Genomic DNA, 19,817 nt, shown 5'->3' on the forward strand with positions numbered 1-19,817 from the left:
GAATTCACTTTATGGCTCAGTTTTTTATTCATAGACCTGTGTTTGCTTGGGTTATTGCCTTATTTATTATTTTAGGTGGTGTGTTGGCTATTCCACAATTGCCGATCGCCCGTTATCCGTCGATTGCTCCGCCATCGGTTAGTATTACCGCGAACTATCCGGGGGCAAGTCCACAAACAATGAACGATGCTGTGCTGAGTTTGATAGAGCGTGAACTGTCTGGTGTGAAAAATGTGTTGTACTTCGAGTCTTCGGCAGATGGTTCAGGTTCTGCTTCTATTACAGTGACATTTAAACCCGGCACTAACCCAAGCTTGGCTCAGGTTGATGTGCAAAACAAGATTAAAGCTGTTGAAGCGCGTTTGCCACAAGCTGTTCGTCAAAATGGTTTGAGTGTCGAGTCTGCCACATCTAGCTTCCTTATGATCGTAGGTCTTAAGTCTGATGATGGGCGTTTTACAGAGACTGAGCTAAGCGACTATATGGCACGCAATCTGTTGGAAGAGTTTCGTCGTATAGATGGTGTGGGTAATGTGCAATTGTTTGGCTCTGAGCAGGCCATGCGAATCTGGGTGGATCCAAGTAAGTTAACGTCTTTTGGTTTGACTATGACGGATCTAACGACAGCGATTGCTCAGCAGAATGTACAAATTGCGCCTGGTAGTATTGGGGCCTCCCCTACTAGCAGTGGACAGCGAGTAACCGTGCCGTTAACTGTTCAGGGGCAATTGAGTTCGCCAGAAGCGTTTGCCAATATTGTCGTGAGAGCTCGCACTGATGGATCAAAAATCTTGTTAAGGGATGTTGCGAGGGTGGAACTTGGCGCCCAATCTTATGGCTTTAGTAATCGTGAAAATGGCAAAGTGGCTACGTCTGCAGCCATTCAATTAGCGCCAGGGGCGAATGCTGTCAGCACAGCTAATAAAGTAATGGCTCGTATGCAAGAGTTGGGGCATACCATGCCAGCGGGTATGAGCTATTCCATTCCCTTTAATACGGCACCGTTTGTTAAAGTGTCTATTGAAAAAGTCATCCATACCCTGATTGAAGCGATGGTGTTGGTATTCTTGGTGATGTTTTTGTTTTTGCAGAGCATCCGCAGTACCTTAATTCCTGCAATTGTGGCGCCGATCGCTTTGTTGGGAACCTTGGTCATTATGTTGCTGACAGGTTTTTCGATCAACGTATTGACCATGTTCGGAATGGTGTTAGCCATCGGTATTATTGTCGACGACGCTATTGTGGTGGTGGAGAACGTCGAGCGGATTATGCACGAAGAAGGTCTCAGTCCCAAGGAAGCGACCATTCAAGCGATGCGGGAGATAACCAGTGCTGTCATTAGCATTACTTTAGTGTTGGCTGCAGTGTTTATCCCAATGGCCTTTGCCAGTGGATCGGTTGGTGTCATCTATCAGCAGTTTACTCTATCGATGGCAGTGTCTATTCTGTTCTCTGCTTTTTTAGCTTTGACGTTGACACCAGCCTTGTGTGCCTCCTTGTTGAAACCACAGCTCCAGCAGCCACTTGAGAAAGTAGGTTTTTCCGGTTGGTTCAATCGAAAGTTCGATGGTATGACGAAAGGGTATGTTTCTAGAGTCATTAAGTTGGTGACTCGAACAGGGCGAATGATGATACTTTTTGTCATTATTACTGGCATATTGCTTGTAACGTTGCGAATGTTGCCGACGTCATTTTTACCAGAAGAAGATCAAGGTTATTTTATGACGACGATTCAATTGCCAGCAAATGCGACCACGGAGCGAACATTGGATGTGGTGAAAGTGTTTGAAAAGTATATCGCCTCGCGTCCTGATGTGGCATCTAATCTATCTATCATGGGGTTTGGTTTTTCCGGTTCAGGTGCGAACGCTGCCATGGCGTTTACTGTGTTAAAAGACTGGAAGCAACGAAGTGGGACGACTTTACAGGAAGAGGTCTCCTTAGCGCAGCAGGCCATGGCGAATATTGCAGAGGGAACTGTCATGAGCTCAATGCCACCAACAATTGATGAGTTGGACACCAGTTCGGGCTTTTCAATGCGTCTACAGGACCGTTCTAATCGAGGGTATGAGGTATTGAAAGCTGCGCAGGATAAGCTACTAGCCTTAGCGGCGAAAAGTCGCATTGTGACAGGGGTTTATCCTGATGGTTTACCCGCCGGAGCTAGTGTTCGGTTGAATATTGACCGTCTGAAAGCTGAAGCAATGGGAGTTCCTTTTAATCGCATTAGTGAAACACTTTCCTCGGCGATAGGGTCAACGTATGTGGGGGATTTTCCTAATGCCGGACGTATGCAGCAGGTGATTCTTCAAGCGGATGTGTCGGCAAGAATGCAAATCGAGGATGTGCTTAAGTTATATGTGCGTAACGTTAATGGTGGTATGGTGCCTTTATCTGAAGTAGTGACACCAGTTTGGTCAGAAACCCCTTTGCAGTTGACGCGTTATCAAGGTTTTCCAGCGGTACGTATTTCAGGAACAGCTGCAGCTGGTTTTTCTAGTGGTGCCGCAATGCAAGAGATGGAGCATTTAGTGGATCAATTGCCAGCAGGCTTTGCTGTTGCCTGGAGTGGTCAGTCACTTCAAGAACGTCAGTCCTCTTCCCAGGCACCGTTATTGATGGTTTTATCAATGCTCGTAGTATTTCTGGTATTGGCTGCTTTATATGAAAGCTGGTCGATTCCATTTTCTGTTATCTTGGTTGTGCCTCTTGGTTTATTAGGGGCTGTTGTTGCCGTTCTGCTTCGTGATATGCCAAATGATGTGTTTTTTAAGGTGGGTATGATCACCGTCATTGGTCTTTCCGCTAAAAACGCAATCTTAATCGTGGAGTTTGCTAAGCAATTACGTGAACAAGGAAAAAGTTTGATCGAATCGGCAGCCACTGCTGCCCGTATTAGATTGCGCCCTATTCTGATGACATCATTGGCTTTTGGTTTGGGGGTTGTACCTCTTGTTGTGGCTTCAGGTGCCAGTGCTGAAACTCAGCGCGCTATTGGGACGGGAGTGCTCGGAGGCATTATCAGTGCGACCGTATTGGCTATCTTTTTTGTACCGGTGTTTTTTGTCTTTGTGGTGGGGGTTCAGGAGCGCATAACTCGGTGGTGGGCTTCTCGCTGAAAAGTGTCTAGTTCGATTTAATGGTCGATATGGCTTTTGGAAAAATAACGATCAATAAGTCTTTTGGACGATAATCGGTAAAAAGGTTGTTTTTATTATCGGACTTGCTCTGTATTGAGGGGCTAGGCTTTTATGGATAGGTTTTTCTCCTTAAGCCGTTGCTCTTCTTGATTGCCCACCTTGCCGATGATCGGCTGATAGTGCCCAACGAACAGTAGGCCGATCTTAGCATCTGCTAGCAGGGCGGGTTGAAGGATATTTCCCTTAGCACGCCATAGTCTTAGCCCCAGCAAATTTTTAGCAACTTCTTCTGGGATGCTTTTCAAGTGATCATTGGCTGCTACGTTATATGGATAGAGGGGGGCTAATTGATCTTCTTCACCATCTTGGTCGAGGAAAACATGATAGTGCGTTATTTGTTGAGCAAGAAACTCGGGTAAATAGGGGGTCTTTAATATGGCTAGTGTGTTTTCTTTGGGCAGAGACGAAAAAAGGGTTGGTACGTCTGGCGATCCTCTATGTGCAGACAGTAATACCGTCATCTCGACAGGGTTGCCATAATGGGGTTTAACAGGTATACGGAACGTTAGCTGCTTTGTTTGCGGACGTTTTTGTATGGCAGGCTCTTGATAGCTGCTGTTGGTATTTTCTTTTATGGCGATACTGGGGGGGACCTGCAAATACAATTGCCAATCTTTATTATCAAGATTGAGCTCTTCGGGGGATAAAACGGTCAGGTGTGTGTCGAAAATGTGATTGATTATGTGTTCAATCAGGTTGGCAAAAATGCTTGAAGAAGCGCTTAGGGGAAATTTTTGGCGGCTATCGAGATGAATTTCTTTCACTTCGTTGGCGGCACTGCTTAAGTCGACAGAGTCCTTAGAAGAGCGGTTATAACGTAACTTCTCTTTGTTGATGACGTTTGTTTTGTTGGGCAGTGTTCCAGAGCGGCTTAACGCGTCAATAAATAGCATTGATAAACACCTATCTTAATAAGGTCCAGTTATAGGAGGATATCGGCTTTTTTATTGAAGAGTTTAGGGATAGTTTGTTTTTTAACCAAAACAGACTATCCCTTGACGGTATTTTAACGGTGTAAGTTAGAAAGCTTAACGTTGGTTTCTAGTGCGGCCCGGTAGAAGAGTGCTACTTTGCCGATTGTTTGAACGACTTCTGCTTTCATGATTTTCGCGATTTCAGCAATGACAGCGTTTCTCGCTTCTCGATCAACTATGCTAATGCGGACTTTGATTAGCTCGTGATCTTCCAAGGCGCGGTCAATTTCTGTTAATACCGGTTCTGTTAAACCGTTACCTGCTATCATGACAACAGGATTAAGGGAATGGCCAATTAGGCGATATTGCTTTTTTTGTGCGTTTGACAGACTCATAATAAAAATTTCTCATCTTAGTTAACCCTCTTTATTGGAGGCTTTAGAGGTTAAGCGATATTATAGCGGAATATTGACTGATTTAGGTATGATGAAACAGTGGCAAGATCAAAAAGTAGTGACCGTTGGATGAAGGAACATTTTGATGATGCGTATGTCAAAAAATCACATCAGGATGGTTATCGTTCCAGAGCCAGTTATAAACTCATTGAACTGAATGACAAAGACAAGCTTTTTCGTCCAGCAATGAGGGTGGTAGATTTAGGGGCTGCTCCAGGAGGCTGGTCTCAAGTTGCCGCCAAACTAATTGGTGACCAAGGAACCATCGTTGCATCGGATATTTTGGAAATGGCACCGTTACCTGGTGTGGACTTTGTGCAAGGAGACTTTACGGAACAAGAAGTCTATGAAGCGATTCTGGAGGCGATTGGCAATAAAAAAGCAGATCTTGTAATTTCAGATATGGCCCCCAATATGAGTGGTAATAACGCTGTGGATCAGCCTCAGGCAATGTATCTTGTAGAGCTTGCTTTGGATATGGCGGCTCAGGTGTTGCGCCCTGGAGGAAATTTTCTTGTGAAGGTGTTCCAGGGTGAAGGGTTCGATGACTACCTAAAAGCAATGCGAGCGCAGTTTGCAACAGTTGTAACACGAAAACCGGATGCCTCGCGCGCTCGTAGCCGCGAAGTTTATTTATTAGGAAGACAATACAAAGGTTAATAATGGTGTTCTAGTGTTATACTTAGAATACTCACTCTAACCGTTAAGAGGTGTGCTCTTGAACGATATGCTAAAAAATATTTTGTTGTGGTTGGTGATAGCCGCTGTGCTACTAACTGTCTTTAACAACTTTGACTCCTCATCCGATACAAACAGGATTTCGTATTCTGAGTTTGTTAAGGAAGTAAATGATGGGCAAATAGCGAAAGTGGTGATTAGTGGTTATACCATTAATGGTACACGCAGCAACGGTGAATCGTTTGAAACCGTGCGACCTGCCGCTCAAGATCCAAAAATGATGGACGACCTATTAAGTAATAAAGTGGTTGTTGAAGGTAAAATGCCAGAAAGACAAAGTATTTGGACGCAACTCTTAGTTGCGAGTTTCCCGATACTGCTTATTTTGGCCATTTTTATGTTCTTCATGCGACAAATGCAAGGAGGTGGCGGTGGCAAGGGCGGTCCGATGTCTTTTGGCAAGTCTAAAGCACGCCTTCTGCCGGAAGATCAAATCAAAACAACCTTTGCCGATGTAGCAGGTTGTGATGAAGCGAAAGAAGACACAGAAGAGTTGGTTGACTTCTTGCGTGAGCCAAGCAAATTTCAGCGCTTAGGTGGTAAAATTCCGCGTGGTATTTTGATGTGTGGGCCACCAGGAACGGGTAAAACTTTGCTGGCTAAAGCCATTGCTGGTGAGGCAAAAGTACCTTTCTTCACCATTTCAGGTTCTGACTTCGTCGAAATGTTCGTCGGTGTGGGGGCTTCTCGTGTTCGTGATATGTTCGAGCAGGCGAAAAAGCATGCACCTTGTATTATCTTTATCGATGAGATCGATGCTGTTGGTCGTAACCGTGGCTCTGGCATGGGTGGCGGTAATGATGAACGTGAGCAAACTTTGAACCAGCTATTGGTTGAGATGGATGGTTTTGAAGGTAACGAAGGCATTATCGTGATTGCGGCGACAAACCGTCCAGATGTATTAGACCCTGCTTTGCTTCGTCCTGGTCGTTTTGACCGACAAGTGCAAGTGGGCTTACCTGACATTCGTGGCCGTGAGCAGATTCTTAAGGTGCATTTGCGCAAAGTACCTTGTGACGACGATGTAGAACCAAAAAACATCGCTCGTGGTACACCAGGTTTTTCAGGTGCGGACTTGGCAAACCTTGTTAACGAAGCGGCTTTATTTGCCGCACGCTCAAACCGTCGCTTGGTTAACATGGAGCAGTTGGAATTAGCGAAAGATAAAATTCTCATGGGCGCTGAGCGTAAAACCATGGTGATGAAAGAAGAAGATAAGCTCAATACTGCTTATCATGAGGCGGGTCATACGATCATTGGCTATTTGATGCCTGAACATGATCCAGTTTATAAAGTCTCGATTATTCCTCGTGGACGAGCGCTTGGGGTGACGATGTATTTGCCTGAAGAGGATAAATACAGTGTTAGCAAGCGAGGGCTTGAGAGCCAAGTATGTAGTTTGTACGGTGGTCGGATTGCAGAAGAAATGATCCACGGTTTTGATGGGGTTTCGACTGGTGCGTCTAACGATATTGAACGTGCGACGAGCATTGCTCGTAACATGGTAACAAAGTGGGGCTTGTCAGAGAAATTGGGGCCTTTTGCTTATGAGGAAGATGATAATAGCGGGAGCTATATCTCTGGTCCGACGGGCAGTAAGGCAAACTATTTCTCGCCTGAGACAGGTAAAATCATTGATGCAGAAGTACAGGATATCATTAATCGCTGTTACGAGAAGGCAACTCAGATTTTAACTGAAAATCGCAGTAAGCTGGATGTGATGGCGGAAGCCTTGATGCAATATGAGACCATCGATGCTAAGCAGATCAAAGAAATCATGGATGGTAAAAAACCCTCTCCGCCAGAAGGTTGGTCTGATACGCATGGTGACTCATCAAATGGCAAAGGTGAAACAAAAGAAGCCGTTGCTGATGCGGACCCTGAGGCAAAGTCTTCTTCCGAGGAAGAAGAAAAACGTGATGATTTTGGTACGACTCCAAATCAAGCAAGTGAAACGGCCCCTAAAACATCAGGCGAGTCTTAACTTGCCTGCTTTGATCTCGGATAATTAATGTCTGTTATGAACTTTGGAGGCAGGTCTCTCGACCTGTCTCTTCCTCATGTTATGGGGATTCTCAATGTCACTCCCGATTCCTTTTCGGATGGCGGATCCTATACCTCTCTAGATCGTGCGCTTAAACAAGCTGAAAAAATGGTTCTCGAAGGCGCCAGCTTTATTGATGTTGGTGGAGAATCAACTCGTCCCGGAGCTGCGGTTGTTTCTATACAAGAAGAAATGGATCGTGTTTTGCCTGTTGTTGAGGCTATACAGCAGCGTTTTGATGTCATTATATCGGTCGATACCAGTTCGCCAGAGGTGATTTCCGGTGCAACGCGTCTCGGTATGGGGTTGATTAATGATGTTCGTGCGTTAGAGCGTCCGGGTGCAATGCAAGCGGCCGCAGAGTCTGGGGTGCCAGTTTGTTTAATGCACATGAAGGGCAACCCTGAAACAATGCAGCAATGTGTGCAATACGACTCTGTGGTCGGCGAAGTTGAGGCTTATTTACTGGCAAGAGTAGCGGCGTGTGAAAGGGCAGGTATTGGTCGTGAGAAGTTGATGCTGGATCCTGGAATTGGGTTTGGTAAATCATTAGAGCATAATTTGACTTTACTGAATCGGACAGCTGGGTTTAGGCGATTGGGTTTTCCTGTATTGATCGGTGTATCCCGTAAAACCATGATCGGTGACATATTAAATGTTCCTGTTGGTGAGCGTCTTTTTGCTACGATGGGGGCTAATGCATCGGCTTTTGCTAAAGGGGCTCGTATTTTTAGGGTGCATGATGTTAAGCCCCATGTCGATATGCTGAAATTAATGTACAGAATTGAAAAGGAAGGGTAATGCGTAAATATTTCGGTACGGATGGTATTCGTGGTCGAGTAGGAAAATCGCCGATCACGCCTGAGTTTATGTTGAAGCTTGGTTGGGCGGCAGGTCAGGTTTTTAAAGAAAAAGACAAAAAAATTCTGATTGGTAAGGATACAAGGGTTTCCGGTTATATGTTTGAGTCGGCGTTGGAAGCTGGGATTGTGGCGGCGGGGGCTGATGTCCGTCTTGTGGGGCCGATGCCAACCCCTGCTATTGCTTATCTTACACGTACTTTTCGTGCCAGTGCTGGGATTGTGATTAGCGCTTCTCACAATCCTTATACCGATAATGGTATTAAATTCTTTTCGGCTGAAGGTGGGAAAGTCTCGGACGAGATTGAGGAACGCATAGAATATTACCTAGATCGCCCCATGGAAGTGGTGGAGTCGAACCTAATAGGCCGAGCCAAACGTATCGATGATGCGGCAGGTCGATATATAGAATACTGTAAAGGGACCTTTCCAATTGGGTTGCAGTTAACCGGGCTAAAAATCGTTGTTGATTGTGCCGATGGGGCGACTTACCACGTTGCACCAAGAGTGTTTTCTGAGCTTGGCGCAGATGTGGTAGCGATTGGCGTCGAGCCTGACGGTTTGAATATTAATGAGACTAGTGGTGCGACGAAACCTGAATTGCTACAAAAAATCGTACTGGAAGAGCAGGCTGATATTGGTATTGCTTTGGATGGTGATGGTGACCGTTTGATTCTGGTGGATCGTCATGGTGTCGTTCGTGATGGCGATGATGTGCTGTATGTTATTGCTCATCACTTAATGAAAACAGGGCGATTCAGTGGTGGTGTAGTCGGTACCTTGATGAGTAACTTTGGTCTGGAGTTGGCGTTTTCTGAAAGTGGTATTGGTTTTAGCCGAGCTGCAGTAGGGGATCGTTATGTCAATGAGAGATTGGTTCAGCATGGTTGGTCTTTAGGGGGAGAACCCTCCGGTCATATAGTATGTCGTTCTATTACGACCACTGGAGATGGTATTATTGCTGCGCTTCAGGTTTTGCAAGCAATGATCGAAGAAAATAAGACGCTCGATGAGCTACTTAAAGGCTTTGTTAAATTTCCTCAAAAATTGCGAAATATCCGTGTTGAAGAGCGTTTTGTGCCAACAGAAATACCAGCCTTGCAGAAAGCCATAGCAACGGCGAATGAACGTTTAAATGGGCTTGGACGTGTTCTGCTGCGTGCGTCCGGAACGGAACCTTTAATTCGCGTTATGGTGGAAGGTCGTGATGACGAGACAGTAGACGAGTTAATTGAGTATCTTTCGGCAGAAGTTCAGGCGGCTATTCCAAAATAGAGACGAATTGTTGGTTTTTTCCTTCAATTGGTGAAATAAATACTTGAAACAATGGCGCCCATTCCATAAAATGGGCGCCTCGAATTTAGGGGTTAGATATGACTCGTCAAAAGATCGTAGCTGGTAACTGGAAAATGAATGGCTCTTTGGAGTCGATTAATGCTCTTGTTGATGGCTTGCTTAAGGCTGATCAGTCTGATTCTGAAGTAGTAATCGCACCTTCATTCCCTTATTTGTCTTTGGTTTCTCAATCAACAGCTGATAGTAATATTGTGTTGGCTGCTCAAAATGTGAGTGATCAAGAGAAAGGGGCTTTTACCGGCGAAGTTTCAGCGTCCATGCTGAAAGATTTTTCTGTTAAGTATGTGTTGGTGGGGCATTCTGAAAGACGTTCACTGTATGCCGAGTCAGATGATTTTATCGCATCTAAGGTGAAGGTGTTGTTGGATGCTGAGTTGACTCCTATGTTGTGCATTGGAGAGACGCTAGAACAGCGCGAAGCAGGTCAAACATTGTCTGTTTGTGAGCAACAATTACAAGCCGTGTTGGATCTAGTGGGTGTAGAAGCTTTTGCTAAAATAGTTATTGCTTATGAACCTGTTTGGGCTATTGGTACTGGTTTATCTGCTAGTGCTGAGCAAGCACAAGAAGTGCATCAGGCCATTAGAGCATTTTTAGCTAAGTCTTCTGAAACTGTAGCCAAGAAAGTACAGATTCTATATGGCGGCAGTGTGAAAGCGTCCACAAGCGCGGAATTATTTGCAATGCCCGATGTAGATGGTGCATTGGTTGGTGGTGCATCACTTGATGCAGATGAATTTATAGCAATCGTTAAAGCGGCAGGTTAATTAATGGAAGCACTGATTTTAGTATTGCATGTATTGGCGGCGGTTGTCATTATCACGTTGGTATTATTGCAACAAGGTAAAGGTGCGGATGCAGGTGCCTCTTTCGGTGGCGGCGCTTCTCAGACAGTGTTTGGTGGTCAAGGTAGTGGCAGTTTTTTTGGCAAAATGACGGCGCTATTTGCACTGATTTTCTTTGTGACAAGTTTTAGTTTGGCATACCTCGCTAGTCAACAAGCAAAAAATATATCTGGTGCGGCAGATTTAGTACCGGCGGCATCTCATGTGAGTAATTCTGTTGATATGCCGAAACTTGGTGAAAGTAAGAAAAAAGCACCAGAAAGTAAATCTGATATCCCTTCTACAAACTAACGTATATTTGTAGATAAGTTTAGCCGATGTGGTGAAATTGGTAGACACGCCATCTTGAGGGGGTGGTAGCCTACGGCTGTGCCGGTTCGAGTCCGGCCATCGGCACCAATATTGAGTTGATGTTATGTTTCCTGTATAATGTCGTTACTTTGTCGCGGAGTGGAGCAGTCTGGTAGCTCGTCGGGCTCATAACCCGAAGGTCGTTGGTTCGAATCCGGCCTCCGCAACCAATATTTACTCAGTATTGAGTTGTAATAATCACCATTCTTTGAATGGTTGCTCTCTTCATCACAACGGATGATAAAGTAGAGCAATAAGGACCCCTATATGGGGTTTTTTGTTATCTGCACTGTTACTGTTTGTAAATAGAAATGGGCCTTGAGCCCGTTTTTTGTTTCTGCGTTTTGCAAATTATCGTTTCGGAGAAAGCGTTTGTCAGCTAAATATACGATTTTAGAAGAACTGATTCGACCTGTCGTGGAAGGTTTAGGATTCCAATTTTGGGGAATGGAATATTTATCACAGGGTAAAGACTCTGTGTTACGTATTTTTATTGATACTGAACTGGAAAAAGGCATCGATGTCGAAGACTGTGCTCAAGTCAGCCGACAAGTTAGCTCTATTCTAGACGTTGAAGATCCTATCACTGGTGAATATAACCTTGAGGTCTCGTCACCTGGTTTGGATCGTCCCTTGTTTGAATTGACTCAATACCAAGCTTATGTCGGTGCTGTGATTGCTTTGCGTTTACGGGTGCCATTTGATGGTCGTCGTAAGTTTAAAGGGCTATTAGTGGCTATCGAAGACGATGACGTCGTTATCCGTGTTGACCAGGAAGAATACCTGCTGCCTTTCGATTTGATTGATAAGGCAAATGTTGTTCCACAATTTTAATTTAACCTTGATAGAGAGGCTAAAAGGATGAGCAAAGAAATTCTTTTGGTAGTAGAAGCCGTTTCCAACGAGAAAGATGTTCCGAAACAAGTTATTTTCGAAGCCGTTGAAATTGCTTTAGCAAGTGCTGCCAAGCGTCGTTTTGAAGACGATGCATTGATTCGTGTGTCTATTGATCAAAGAACTGGGGATTACAAAACGTATCGTCAGTGGCATATCGTAGAGGATCAAGACTATTCTGCTCCAGCATCTGAGTTAACGGTAGATGATGTGGAAGAGCAAAACTTGAATGTTGCCTTAGGTGATATCTACGAAGAAGAGGTGGAGTCCGAAGAGTTTGGTCGTATTGCTGCTCAAACGGCAAAACAAGTCATTGTGCAAAAAGTTCGCGAAGCAGAGCGTGCTAAAATGGTTGCACGCTATAGTGAAAAAGTGGGCAAGTTGGTTCATGGTCAAGTTAAAAAAGTGACACGTGATAGTTTAATTATTGATTTGGGTGAAAACGCAGAAGCGACATTACCAAAAGATCAGTTAATTGCACGTGAAACGTTTCGTATGAATGATCGTGTTCGTGCCTTATTAATGGAAATTCGTGAAGATAATCGTGGTTCACAACTTATCTTATCTCGTAACTCTCCCGATTTCATGATTGAACTTTTCCGTTTGGAAGTGCCTGAAATTGCTGAAGAAGTGATTGATATTCGAGGTGCTTCTCGAGATCCAGGTTTACGAGCAAAAATTGCCGTGAAAACCAATGACCGTCGTATTGATCCGATTGGTGCTTGTGTTGGTATGCGCGGTGCTCGTGTACAAGCGGTTTCTAATGAAATGAATGGCGAGCGTGTGGATATTGTTCTTTGGGACGATAATCCTGCTCAATTAGTTATCAATGCGATGGCGCCTGCCGAAGTGGACTCTATTGTCATTGATGAAGATGCGCATTCTATGGATGTTGCAGTGAAAAGCGACAATTTAGCGCAAGCTATTGGTCGTAATGGTCAAAATGTTCGTCTTGCGTCAGCATTAACCGGTTGGGCATTGAATGTGATGACCAGTGAAGATGCCGAAGCAAAACAACAAGAAGAATCACAGAAATTGATCGACTTGTTTGTGAATGGGCTCGACATTGATGATGATTTGGCTATCCAAATGGTCGAAGAGGGATTTACGTCGCTAGAAGAAGTGGCTTATGTCCCGATGGAAGAAATGTTAGACATCGACGGATTTGATGAAGATTTAGTAAACGAACTACGTTCTCGCGCCAAAGAGGCCTTGTTAAACCAAGCGCTTCAAGCAGAAGAGCAATTAGATGGTGCCAAGCCAGCTTCTGACTTGTTAGAAATGGAAGGTATGGATAATCATTTGGCGTTGGTGTTGGCTTCTAAAGGTGTCACGACGATGGAAGATCTTGCCGAGCAATCCGTCGATGAATTGCTTGATATAGAAGGAATGACAGAAGAGCGTGCAGGTAAACTGATTCTGACTGCTCGCGCACCTTGGTTTGCTGAATCTGAATAAAATCTGAGTACATGAAGGGGGAACTTAATGACAGTTCAAACCGTAAAGATACTATCCGAATTGGTGAATACGCCAGTCGAGAAGCTACTGGCTCAGATGAAAGACGCCGGTCTTCCTCATAAGAGTGAAAACCAAGAAGTCTCTGACGTTGAAAAGCAAACATTGTTAAACTTTCTTAAGCGTCAGCATGGCGAGGCAGGAAGTGGTTCAGAGCGTATTACCTTACAGCGTAAGAAAACCAGTACCTTGTCACGTAGTGATGGTGGTAAAGTAGTCAATGTAGCTGTAAAGAAAAAACGCACTTATGTGAAGCGTACTGATACTGACGAAGAACTTCAGAAACAACAGGAGTTTCTTCAACGTCAGGCAGAGGAACAAGCACGCCTGGCGGCAGAAGAGCAAGCTCGCATCGAGGCTGAGCGTCAACTTGAAGCAGAAAAGGCGGCAAAAGCTCAGGCTGAAGCCGAAGAAAAGGCTCGCAAGGAAGCCGCTGAAGCAGCAGCAAAAGAAGCTGCTGAGAGAGAAGCGGTTGCAAAAAGTGAGCAAAATGATACGGAGCAGAATGTCTCCGGTATAGGAGCGGCAGAACCCGTGGAAGCACCAAAACAGCCTAAGACGGCGAAAAAAACGTCTCAAGCGGCAGCAATGGACAGTAAAAAACCAAATGCTGCGCCAAAAAGTAAAAAAAGTGCCAATCGTCAAGATAGCGAAAAACCTCGCGGCCGTCACCCTGAGAACAAACGTTCTCGAGTGAACATTAACGGTGACGAAGAGTTCAGTCGTCGTGGTAAGTTAGGTCGTAAAGGTAAGAAACCGGTACAAAAGCAAGAGCATGGTTTCCAAAAGCCAACTGCACCGATCATTCATGAAGTGGCGTTGCCAGAAAGTATTACGGTTGCTGAATTGGCGGAAAAAATGTCAATCAAAGCCGCCGAAGTGATCAAGGTTTTGTTCAAAATGGGTGCCATGGCGACCATTAACCAAACGATTGATCGTGATACAGCAACACTTGTTGTTGAAGAAATGGGTCACACCGTTAAGTATATCGACGAAAACGCTGTTGAAAATGACATGATTGACGCGATCGATTACGACGGTGAAGCCATTAAACGTGCTCCTGTTGTTACCGTCATGGGTCACGTTGACCACGGTAAAACGTCTTTGCTTGATTATATCCGTACGACCCGAGTCGCAGCTGGTGAATCCGGTGGTATTACACAGCACATTGGGGCATACCATGTTGAAACACCGCATGGCATGGTCAGCTTCTTAGACACACCTGGACACGCAGCGTTTACTTCTATGCGTGCTCGTGGAGCGCAAGCAACGGATATTGTGATTCTAGTGTGTGCTGCGGACGATGGCGTTATGCCACAAACTATTGAAGCCATTCAACATGCTCGTGCTGCTGAAGTGCCTATCGTAGTTGCTATCACGAAAGTGGACAAAGAAAATGCGGACATTGATCGTGTTAAGAACGAGTTAGTTGCTCAAGAAGTGGTGCCTGAAGAGTGGGGCGGCGATGTTCAATTTGTTGGCGTTTCGGCAAAATCAGGCGAAGGTATTGAAGAACTTCTTGAAGCGGTTCTCTTGCAAGCAGAAGTGCTTGAGTTAACAGCGGTACCAAGCGCGCCAGCGAAAGGTGTGGTGGTTGAAGCTCGCTTGGATCGTGGTCGTGGTTCAGTGGCAACCTTGCTTGTGCAAAATGGTACCTTGCGTAAAGGGGATATCGTTCTTGCAGGTCTGCAAATGGGGCGTGTTCGCGCATTGCTTGATGAGCGTGGTACGGCAATTGAGTCTGCGGGTCCGTCCATTCCTGTTGAAATTTTAGGGCTAGATGGCACGCCAGAAGCGGGTGAAGAATTCATTGTCGTGGCGGATGAACGCAAAGCGCGTGAAGTAGCAAACTTCCGTCAAGGCAAATACCGTGAAATTCGTTTCGCTCGTCAGCATTCGGCTAAATTAGAGAACTTGTTCTCTGAGATGGGCAAAGACGAAGTGCGTACTTTGAACGTGGTGCTTAAAGCGGATGTTCGTGGTTCTCTTGAGGCTTTGATTAAATCGTTGACAGACTTAAACACTGACGAAGTGAAAGTGAACGTGGTTTCCAGTGGGGTCGGTGGTATCACTGAAACGGATGCAACCTTAGCGCTTGCTTCTGATGCGGTTATTTTTGGTTTCAACGTGCGTGCTGATAGTTCCGCTAAGCAGTTTATTGAACGTGAAAGTATCGATTTACGTTACTACAGTGTGATCTACAATATCATCGACGATGTGAAATCTGCCTTGTCTGGTATGTTGTCTCCTGATCTTCGTGAAGACATCAAAGGTACTGCTGAAGTGCGTGATATCTTCCGTTCGCCTAAGTTTGGTTTGATTGCTGGTTGTATGGTGATCGAAGGTACGGTTTACCGTAGTAAACAAATCCGCGTATTGCGTGATGATGTTGTGATTTATGAAGGTGAACTTGAGTCTCTACGTCGCTTTAAAGATGCGGTTAACGAAGTTAGCAAAGGCATGGAATGTGGTATCGGTGTGAAAAACTACACGGATGTCAAAGTAGGCGATAAAATCGAGGTTTTCGAAACCGTCGAAGTTGCTCGTACACTTTAATAGGACAAGATCATGGCAGGCGAATTTAGTCGTACTAGTCGGATTGGTGACCAGCTCCAGAAGGAGCTGGCGTCCTTGATCCAGTTTGAAGTAAAAGATCCACGTTTGGGGTTGGTGACGATTAACGAAGTACGTGTAGCAAAAGATTTAGGCTATGCGGACATTTATTACACCGTCTTAGGGAAAGATGATCAACCTGATGTATTGGCCGAAAACCAAGCAGCATTGGACAGTGCAAAAGGTTTTCTACGTCGTCGTTTGGCACAAGAAGTCAAACTTCGCGTCATGCCACATTTGCGTTTTCATTATGACCAGAGTGTGGTCAATGGGTCGCGCATGTCCGCTCTGATTGACGAAGCTATTCGTGGTGATGAAATAAAAAACGGTAGTGAAGGCGAGTAATCTGTTGGTATGGCAAAAGATAAATGGCGTTCAGTCGACGGTATTGTTCTGCTGAATAAGCCGATAGGTTTGAGCTCGAATCAAGCGTTACAGCGTGTTCGCCGACTTTATAAAGCAGCGAAAGCGGGCCACACTGGGGCGCTTGATCCTTTAGCAACGGGTATGTTGCCGTTGTGTTTAGGGGAAGCGACAAAATTTTCCCAGTATCTATTGGATGCGGATAAGCGTTATTTGACTTGTATCCAATTAGGGCAAAGAACCACGACAGGGGATCGTGAAGGTGACGTGCTGACCGAAGAGTTGGTTCCTTCATTGAGCGATGAGTCTATTGAAGAAATATTAGACGGCTTTCGTGGCGAAATAGAGCAAATTCCCCCTATGTATTCTGCTTTGAAACACGAAGGCAAACCTTTGTATGAGTATGCTCGTCGAGGAATTGTCATTGAAAGAAAGCGTCGTCGCGTTACTATTTCGAATTTAACACTTGTTTCAAGAACTGAAGATTCATTAACTCTTGATATTCAGTGTTCTAAAGGTACTTATATCCGAACCATTGGCGAAGATATTGGTGAAGTGTTAGGTTGTGGTGCTCATCTGCATTCTTTGCATCGTATTTCGACGGCGGGTTACTCGCCTGAGGATATGCTGACGCTCGAAGAGTTTGAAGCGCTAGCTGAGCTGGGCTGTGAGGCCTTGGATTCTCATCTTATTACGATGGACACGGCAGTAGAATATTTCACACAGGTGGATTTGTCTGAGCCGGATACATTGAGTATGATGCATGGCCGCACTGTTCCCGCGTCTGTTTCACTGGAAAATGAGACGGTGGTTAGGCTGTATGATAAATCATCTCAGCGTTTCTTAGGACTTGGGCAGATAAAAGGGGCGTATATTCGTCCCTATCGATTGGTAAATACTAGCGAGTTCTCTTTATAAATAGCAGTGAGTTCTGTTGAAAAGAGTGTTAAACTTGCTGGTCTAGGATGACTGAAAATATGCTCGGCTATCCTTTATTTTTTTATTGCATATTAATTTGGAGATAAAGATTATGGCATTGTCTGCAGAATCAAAAGCAGCGTTGGTTAAAGAGTTTCAAGTAGCGGAAGGTGACACTGGTTCTCCTGAAGTTCAAGTGGCATTGTTGACTAATAACATTGCAGGTCTACAAGATCACTTTAAAACTCATATTCATGACCACCATTCTCGTCGCGGTCTAATCCGCATGGTAAACCAGCGTCGTAAGTTGCTGGATTACCTTAAGCGTAAAGATGCAGCTCGTTACACTAGTTTGATCAAAAAACTAGGTCTGCGTCGCTAAGACTGAGGAAGGGCCATAAGATATTATGGCCCTTTTTTTTATAAGTAGATTCCCAAAGGAGAGCCTGTACTTCATATGTGTTTTTGTCTTTAACCTGTTATGTCTAATGTCGCTAATAGCAATAAAATCAAGAGTGACTAAAATGGACGGGGGATAAAGCGCCCAGAACATATATGAGTACTGGCTTAAAAAGAGGTCTTTGGGATAAGCAATTTTTTAACCAAAAGGAATATGTGTGAGTATTACGACAAAAACTTTTCAATTCGGTAATGATACGGTAACTCTAGAAACAGGCCGCATTGCTCGTCAAGCAACTGGTGCGGTTCTTTGTACTATCGGCGATGCTCAAGTGCTTGCAACAGTAGTAGGTGCTAAATCAGCCAAAGAGGATCAAGACTTTTTTCCTCTTTCTGTTCACTACCAGGAGCGCGCTTACGCGGTGGGTAAAATCCCTGGCGGTTTTTTAAAGCGTGAAGGTCGTCCATCTGAAAAAGAAACGTTGACCTCTCGTTTAATTGACCGACCAATTCGTCCATTGTTCCCTAAAGGCTTTATGAACGAGGTTCAAGTCGTTTGTACGGTGATGTCTACCAATACAGATTTGGATGCTGATATTGCTGCGATGTTGGCGACCTCTGCTGCCTTGACTATTTCTGGTATTCCATTTAATGGTCCTATCGGCGCTGCTCGTGTGGGCTTCAACGACGAGTCCGGCTACCTTCTTAACCCAAGCTACTCTGAGTTAGACGGTTCTTTGCTTGACATGGTTGTGGCGGGTACAAAAGACGCTGTATTAATGGTTGAGTCTGAAGCACAGGAATTGACCGAAGATGAAATGCTAGGCGCGGTGCTTTTTGCTCATAAAGAAATGCAAGCCGCTATTACGGCCATTACTGAATTTGCTGCTGAATGCGGTAAACCTCGTTGGGAATGGCAAGCGCCAATCGCTAAGGTATCATTGCTTGAAGCGGTTGAATCTGGCTATGCCGCGCAAATTGAAGAAGCTTACGGCATCAGTGAAAAAATGGCGCGTTATGCTCAACTTGGTGTGGTGCGTGATGCTGCTGTTGCAGCTCTTGTTACAGAAGGCGGCGAGTTTTCCGAAGCGGATGTAATTGGTGCTTTCTCTAAACTGGAAAAACGCATTGTGCGTCGCCGAGTCATCGATGGTAAGCCACGTATTGATGGACGTGATAACAAAACGGTTCGTCCGATCAATGTTGAAGTGGGATTATTAAACAAGACTCACGGTTCTGCGTTGTTTACTCGTGGTGAAACCCAAGCCATTGCAACCTGTACATTAGGTACGAGCCGTGACTCTCAAATGACAGACGGTTTGACGGGTGAAAGTAAAGACAGCTTCATGCTTCATTACAACTTCCCTCCTTATTCTGTTGGTGAGTGTGGTCGTATGGGCAGTGTTGGTCGTCGTGAAATCGGCCATGGTCGTCTAGCGCGTCGTGGTGTTCAAGCGGTACTACCTTCAGAAGACGAATTCCCATATACCATTCGTGTCGTCTCCGAGATTACTGAATCGAACGGCTCAAGCTCTATGGCGTCTGTGTGTGGTGCGTCTTTGTCTATGATGGACGCAGGTGTACCTCTAAAAGCGCCTGTTGCTGGTATCGCCATGGGTCTTATTAAAGAAGATGACGGCTTTGCTGTCTTGACGGATATCTTGGGTGATGAAGATCACTTGGGTGATATGGACTTTAAAGTGGCGGGTACTGAAGAAGGTATCACGGCACTGCAAATGGACATTAAAATCGAAGGTATTAACGAAGAGATTATGGATATTGCCTTGAATCAAGCACTTGAGGCTCGTACACATATCCTTCGCGAAATGGCTAAAGTCATTGGTTACGCTCGTCCTGAAGTATCGCCTAATGCGCCTTCTATGGCGACCATCAAAATTGATCCAGAGAAAATTCGTGATGTAATCGGTAAAGGTGGTGCTACTATCCGTTCTATCACGGAGCAAACTGGTGCATCAATTGATTTGGACGATGATGGTACAGTACGTATTTATGCAGCGGATAAAGCGTCTTCCGATGCCGCTTTGCTTAAGATTTATGAGATTACGGCAGAAGCAGAAATCGATAAGCTTTACCAAGGCAAGGTGGTACGTTTGGCTGAATTTGGGGCGTTTGTGAACATTCTACCAGGTAAAGATGGTTTGGTTCACATTTCTCAAATTGCAGAAGAACGCATTCGTGCTGTGTCTGACTTTTTGTCTGAAGGTCAGGATGTCATTGTTAAGGTGCTGGATGTTGATGCCCGTGGTCGTATCAAGCTATCCATGAAAGATGTAACCGAAGAAGAAAAAGCACAATTCACTGCGTAAGCATAATTACTTGGATGTTGTGTTC

At 44.9% G+C, this 19,817-nt stretch carries 16 protein-coding genes and 2 tRNA genes; 16 read left to right on the top strand and 2 right to left on the bottom strand.

The window, feature by feature from the left end; translation table 11 throughout:
- The first annotated feature begins 11 nt into the window (after positions 1-11).
- Entirely contained in the window at positions 12-3,119 is a 3,108-nt protein-coding gene (locus JHD45_RS00120; RefSeq protein WP_199473733.1) for a multidrug efflux RND transporter permease subunit, read from the top strand.
- Positions 3,120-3,241: 122 nt separating this feature from the next.
- On the opposite strand, the gene JHD45_RS00125 is transcribed toward JHD45_RS00120, so the two are convergent.
- Positions 3,242-4,093 carry a hypothetical protein gene (locus JHD45_RS00125; protein ID WP_199473735.1) on the bottom strand — a complete coding sequence of 284 codons (852 nt, stop codon included), beginning with the start codon at positions 4,091-4,093 and terminating at the stop codon, positions 3,242-3,244.
- A gap of 113 nt (positions 4,094-4,206) precedes the next feature.
- Complete coding sequence (yhbY, locus tag JHD45_RS00130; RefSeq protein WP_199473742.1) at positions 4,207-4,509, bottom strand: ribosome assembly RNA-binding protein YhbY; 303 nt, start codon at positions 4,507-4,509, stop codon at positions 4,207-4,209.
- A gap of 99 nt (positions 4,510-4,608) precedes the next feature.
- On the opposite strand from yhbY, the gene rlmE reads away from it, so the two are divergent.
- The 15 genes from rlmE to pnp all read left to right on the top strand — a co-directional run bounded on the left by rlmE (position 4,609) and on the right by pnp (position 19,792).
- Positions 4,609-5,229 carry a 23S rRNA (uridine(2552)-2'-O)-methyltransferase RlmE gene (gene rlmE / locus JHD45_RS00135; protein ID WP_083200830.1) on the top strand — a complete coding sequence of 207 codons (621 nt, stop codon included), beginning with the start codon at positions 4,609-4,611 and terminating at the stop codon, positions 5,227-5,229.
- A gap of 58 nt (positions 5,230-5,287) precedes the next feature.
- Positions 5,288-7,291 carry an ATP-dependent zinc metalloprotease FtsH gene (gene ftsH, locus JHD45_RS00140; RefSeq protein WP_199473751.1) on the top strand — a complete coding sequence of 668 codons (2,004 nt, stop codon included), beginning with the start codon at positions 5,288-5,290 and terminating at the stop codon, positions 7,289-7,291.
- Between the two features lie 27 nt (positions 7,292-7,318).
- Positions 7,319-8,152, top strand: a complete 834-nt coding sequence (gene folP, locus JHD45_RS00145) for a dihydropteroate synthase (RefSeq protein WP_199473753.1) — start codon at positions 7,319-7,321, stop codon at positions 8,150-8,152.
- Positions 8,152-9,486 (top strand): phosphoglucosamine mutase, encoded by a 1,335-nt coding sequence (gene glmM, locus JHD45_RS00150; RefSeq protein ID WP_199473755.1) that lies wholly within the window; start codon positions 8,152-8,154, stop codon positions 9,484-9,486. The genes folP and glmM overlap by 1 nt, the downstream gene beginning before the upstream one ends.
- Before the next feature lie 98 nt (positions 9,487-9,584).
- The gene (gene tpiA / locus JHD45_RS00155) at positions 9,585-10,334 is read left to right on the top strand and encodes a triose-phosphate isomerase (RefSeq protein WP_199473757.1); all 750 of its coding nucleotides are present in this window, start codon (positions 9,585-9,587) and stop codon (positions 10,332-10,334) included.
- 3 nt (positions 10,335-10,337) lie between these two features.
- A complete protein-coding gene (gene secG, locus JHD45_RS00160; RefSeq protein ID WP_199473759.1) occupies positions 10,338-10,703 on the top strand; it encodes a preprotein translocase subunit SecG in 366 nt (121 codons plus the stop codon).
- A gap of 22 nt (positions 10,704-10,725) precedes the next feature.
- Positions 10,726-10,811 (top strand) — tRNA-Leu (locus JHD45_RS00165).
- Between the two features lie 45 nt (positions 10,812-10,856).
- Positions 10,857-10,933, top strand: a tRNA-Met gene (locus JHD45_RS00170).
- Between the two features lie 202 nt (positions 10,934-11,135).
- A complete protein-coding gene (rimP, locus tag JHD45_RS00175; RefSeq protein ID WP_199473761.1) occupies positions 11,136-11,597 on the top strand; it encodes a ribosome maturation factor RimP in 462 nt (153 codons plus the stop codon).
- Positions 11,598-11,624: 27 nt separating this feature from the next.
- Positions 11,625-13,115, top strand: coding sequence for a transcription termination factor NusA (nusA, locus tag JHD45_RS00180; protein ID WP_199473763.1), 1,491 nt, complete (start codon positions 11,625-11,627; stop codon positions 13,113-13,115).
- A 27-nt stretch (positions 13,116-13,142) separates the two neighbouring features.
- Positions 13,143-15,728, top strand: coding sequence for a translation initiation factor IF-2 (gene infB, locus JHD45_RS00185; protein WP_199473765.1), 2,586 nt, complete (start codon positions 13,143-13,145; stop codon positions 15,726-15,728).
- A gap of 12 nt (positions 15,729-15,740) precedes the next feature.
- Positions 15,741-16,130, top strand: coding sequence for a 30S ribosome-binding factor RbfA (rbfA, locus tag JHD45_RS00190; protein ID WP_199473767.1), 390 nt, complete (start codon positions 15,741-15,743; stop codon positions 16,128-16,130).
- Positions 16,131-16,139: 9 nt separating this feature from the next.
- Positions 16,140-17,066 carry a tRNA pseudouridine(55) synthase TruB gene (gene truB, locus JHD45_RS00195; RefSeq protein WP_199473775.1) on the top strand — a complete coding sequence of 309 codons (927 nt, stop codon included), beginning with the start codon at positions 16,140-16,142 and terminating at the stop codon, positions 17,064-17,066.
- A gap of 112 nt (positions 17,067-17,178) precedes the next feature.
- Positions 17,179-17,448 (top strand): 30S ribosomal protein S15, encoded by a 270-nt coding sequence (gene rpsO / locus JHD45_RS00200; protein WP_199473783.1) that lies wholly within the window; start codon positions 17,179-17,181, stop codon positions 17,446-17,448.
- 235 nt (positions 17,449-17,683) lie between these two features.
- The gene (gene pnp, locus JHD45_RS00205; protein ID WP_199473785.1) at positions 17,684-19,792 is read left to right on the top strand and encodes a polyribonucleotide nucleotidyltransferase; all 2,109 of its coding nucleotides are present in this window, start codon (positions 17,684-17,686) and stop codon (positions 19,790-19,792) included.
- The last annotated feature ends 25 nt before the right edge of the window (positions 19,793-19,817 follow it).

The organism is Marinomonas spartinae, from assembly GCF_016461715.1.
In the GTDB taxonomy this organism is placed as follows: domain Bacteria; phylum Pseudomonadota; class Gammaproteobacteria; order Pseudomonadales; family Marinomonadaceae; genus Marinomonas; species Marinomonas spartinae_A.

Bases quoted from the DNA above. Each gene is read 5' to 3' on its own strand.
- rbfA (WP_199473767.1), top strand. From the start codon at position 15,741: ATGGCAGGCGAATTTAGTCGTACTAGTCGGATTGGTGACCAGCTCCAG.
- truB (WP_199473775.1), top strand. From the start codon at position 16,140: ATGGCAAAAGATAAATGGCGTTCAGTCGACGGTATTGTTCTGCTGAAT.
- JHD45_RS00125 (WP_199473735.1), bottom strand. From the start codon at position 4,093: ATGCTATTTATTGACGCGTTAAGCCGCTCTGGAACACTGCCCAACAAA.
- secG (WP_199473759.1), top strand. From the start codon at position 10,338: ATGGAAGCACTGATTTTAGTATTGCATGTATTGGCGGCGGTTGTCATT.
- glmM (WP_199473755.1), top strand. From the start codon at position 8,152: ATGCGTAAATATTTCGGTACGGATGGTATTCGTGGTCGAGTAGGAAAA.
- infB (WP_199473765.1), top strand. From the start codon at position 13,143: ATGACAGTTCAAACCGTAAAGATACTATCCGAATTGGTGAATACGCCA.
- yhbY (WP_199473742.1), bottom strand. From the start codon at position 4,509: ATGAGTCTGTCAAACGCACAAAAAAAGCAATATCGCCTAATTGGCCAT.
- rpsO (WP_199473783.1), top strand. From the start codon at position 17,179: ATGGCATTGTCTGCAGAATCAAAAGCAGCGTTGGTTAAAGAGTTTCAA.
- folP (WP_199473753.1), top strand. From the start codon at position 7,319: ATGTCTGTTATGAACTTTGGAGGCAGGTCTCTCGACCTGTCTCTTCCT.
- tpiA (WP_199473757.1), top strand. From the start codon at position 9,585: ATGACTCGTCAAAAGATCGTAGCTGGTAACTGGAAAATGAATGGCTCT.
- nusA (WP_199473763.1), top strand. From the start codon at position 11,625: ATGAGCAAAGAAATTCTTTTGGTAGTAGAAGCCGTTTCCAACGAGAAA.
- JHD45_RS00120 (WP_199473733.1), top strand. From the start codon at position 12: ATGGCTCAGTTTTTTATTCATAGACCTGTGTTTGCTTGGGTTATTGCC.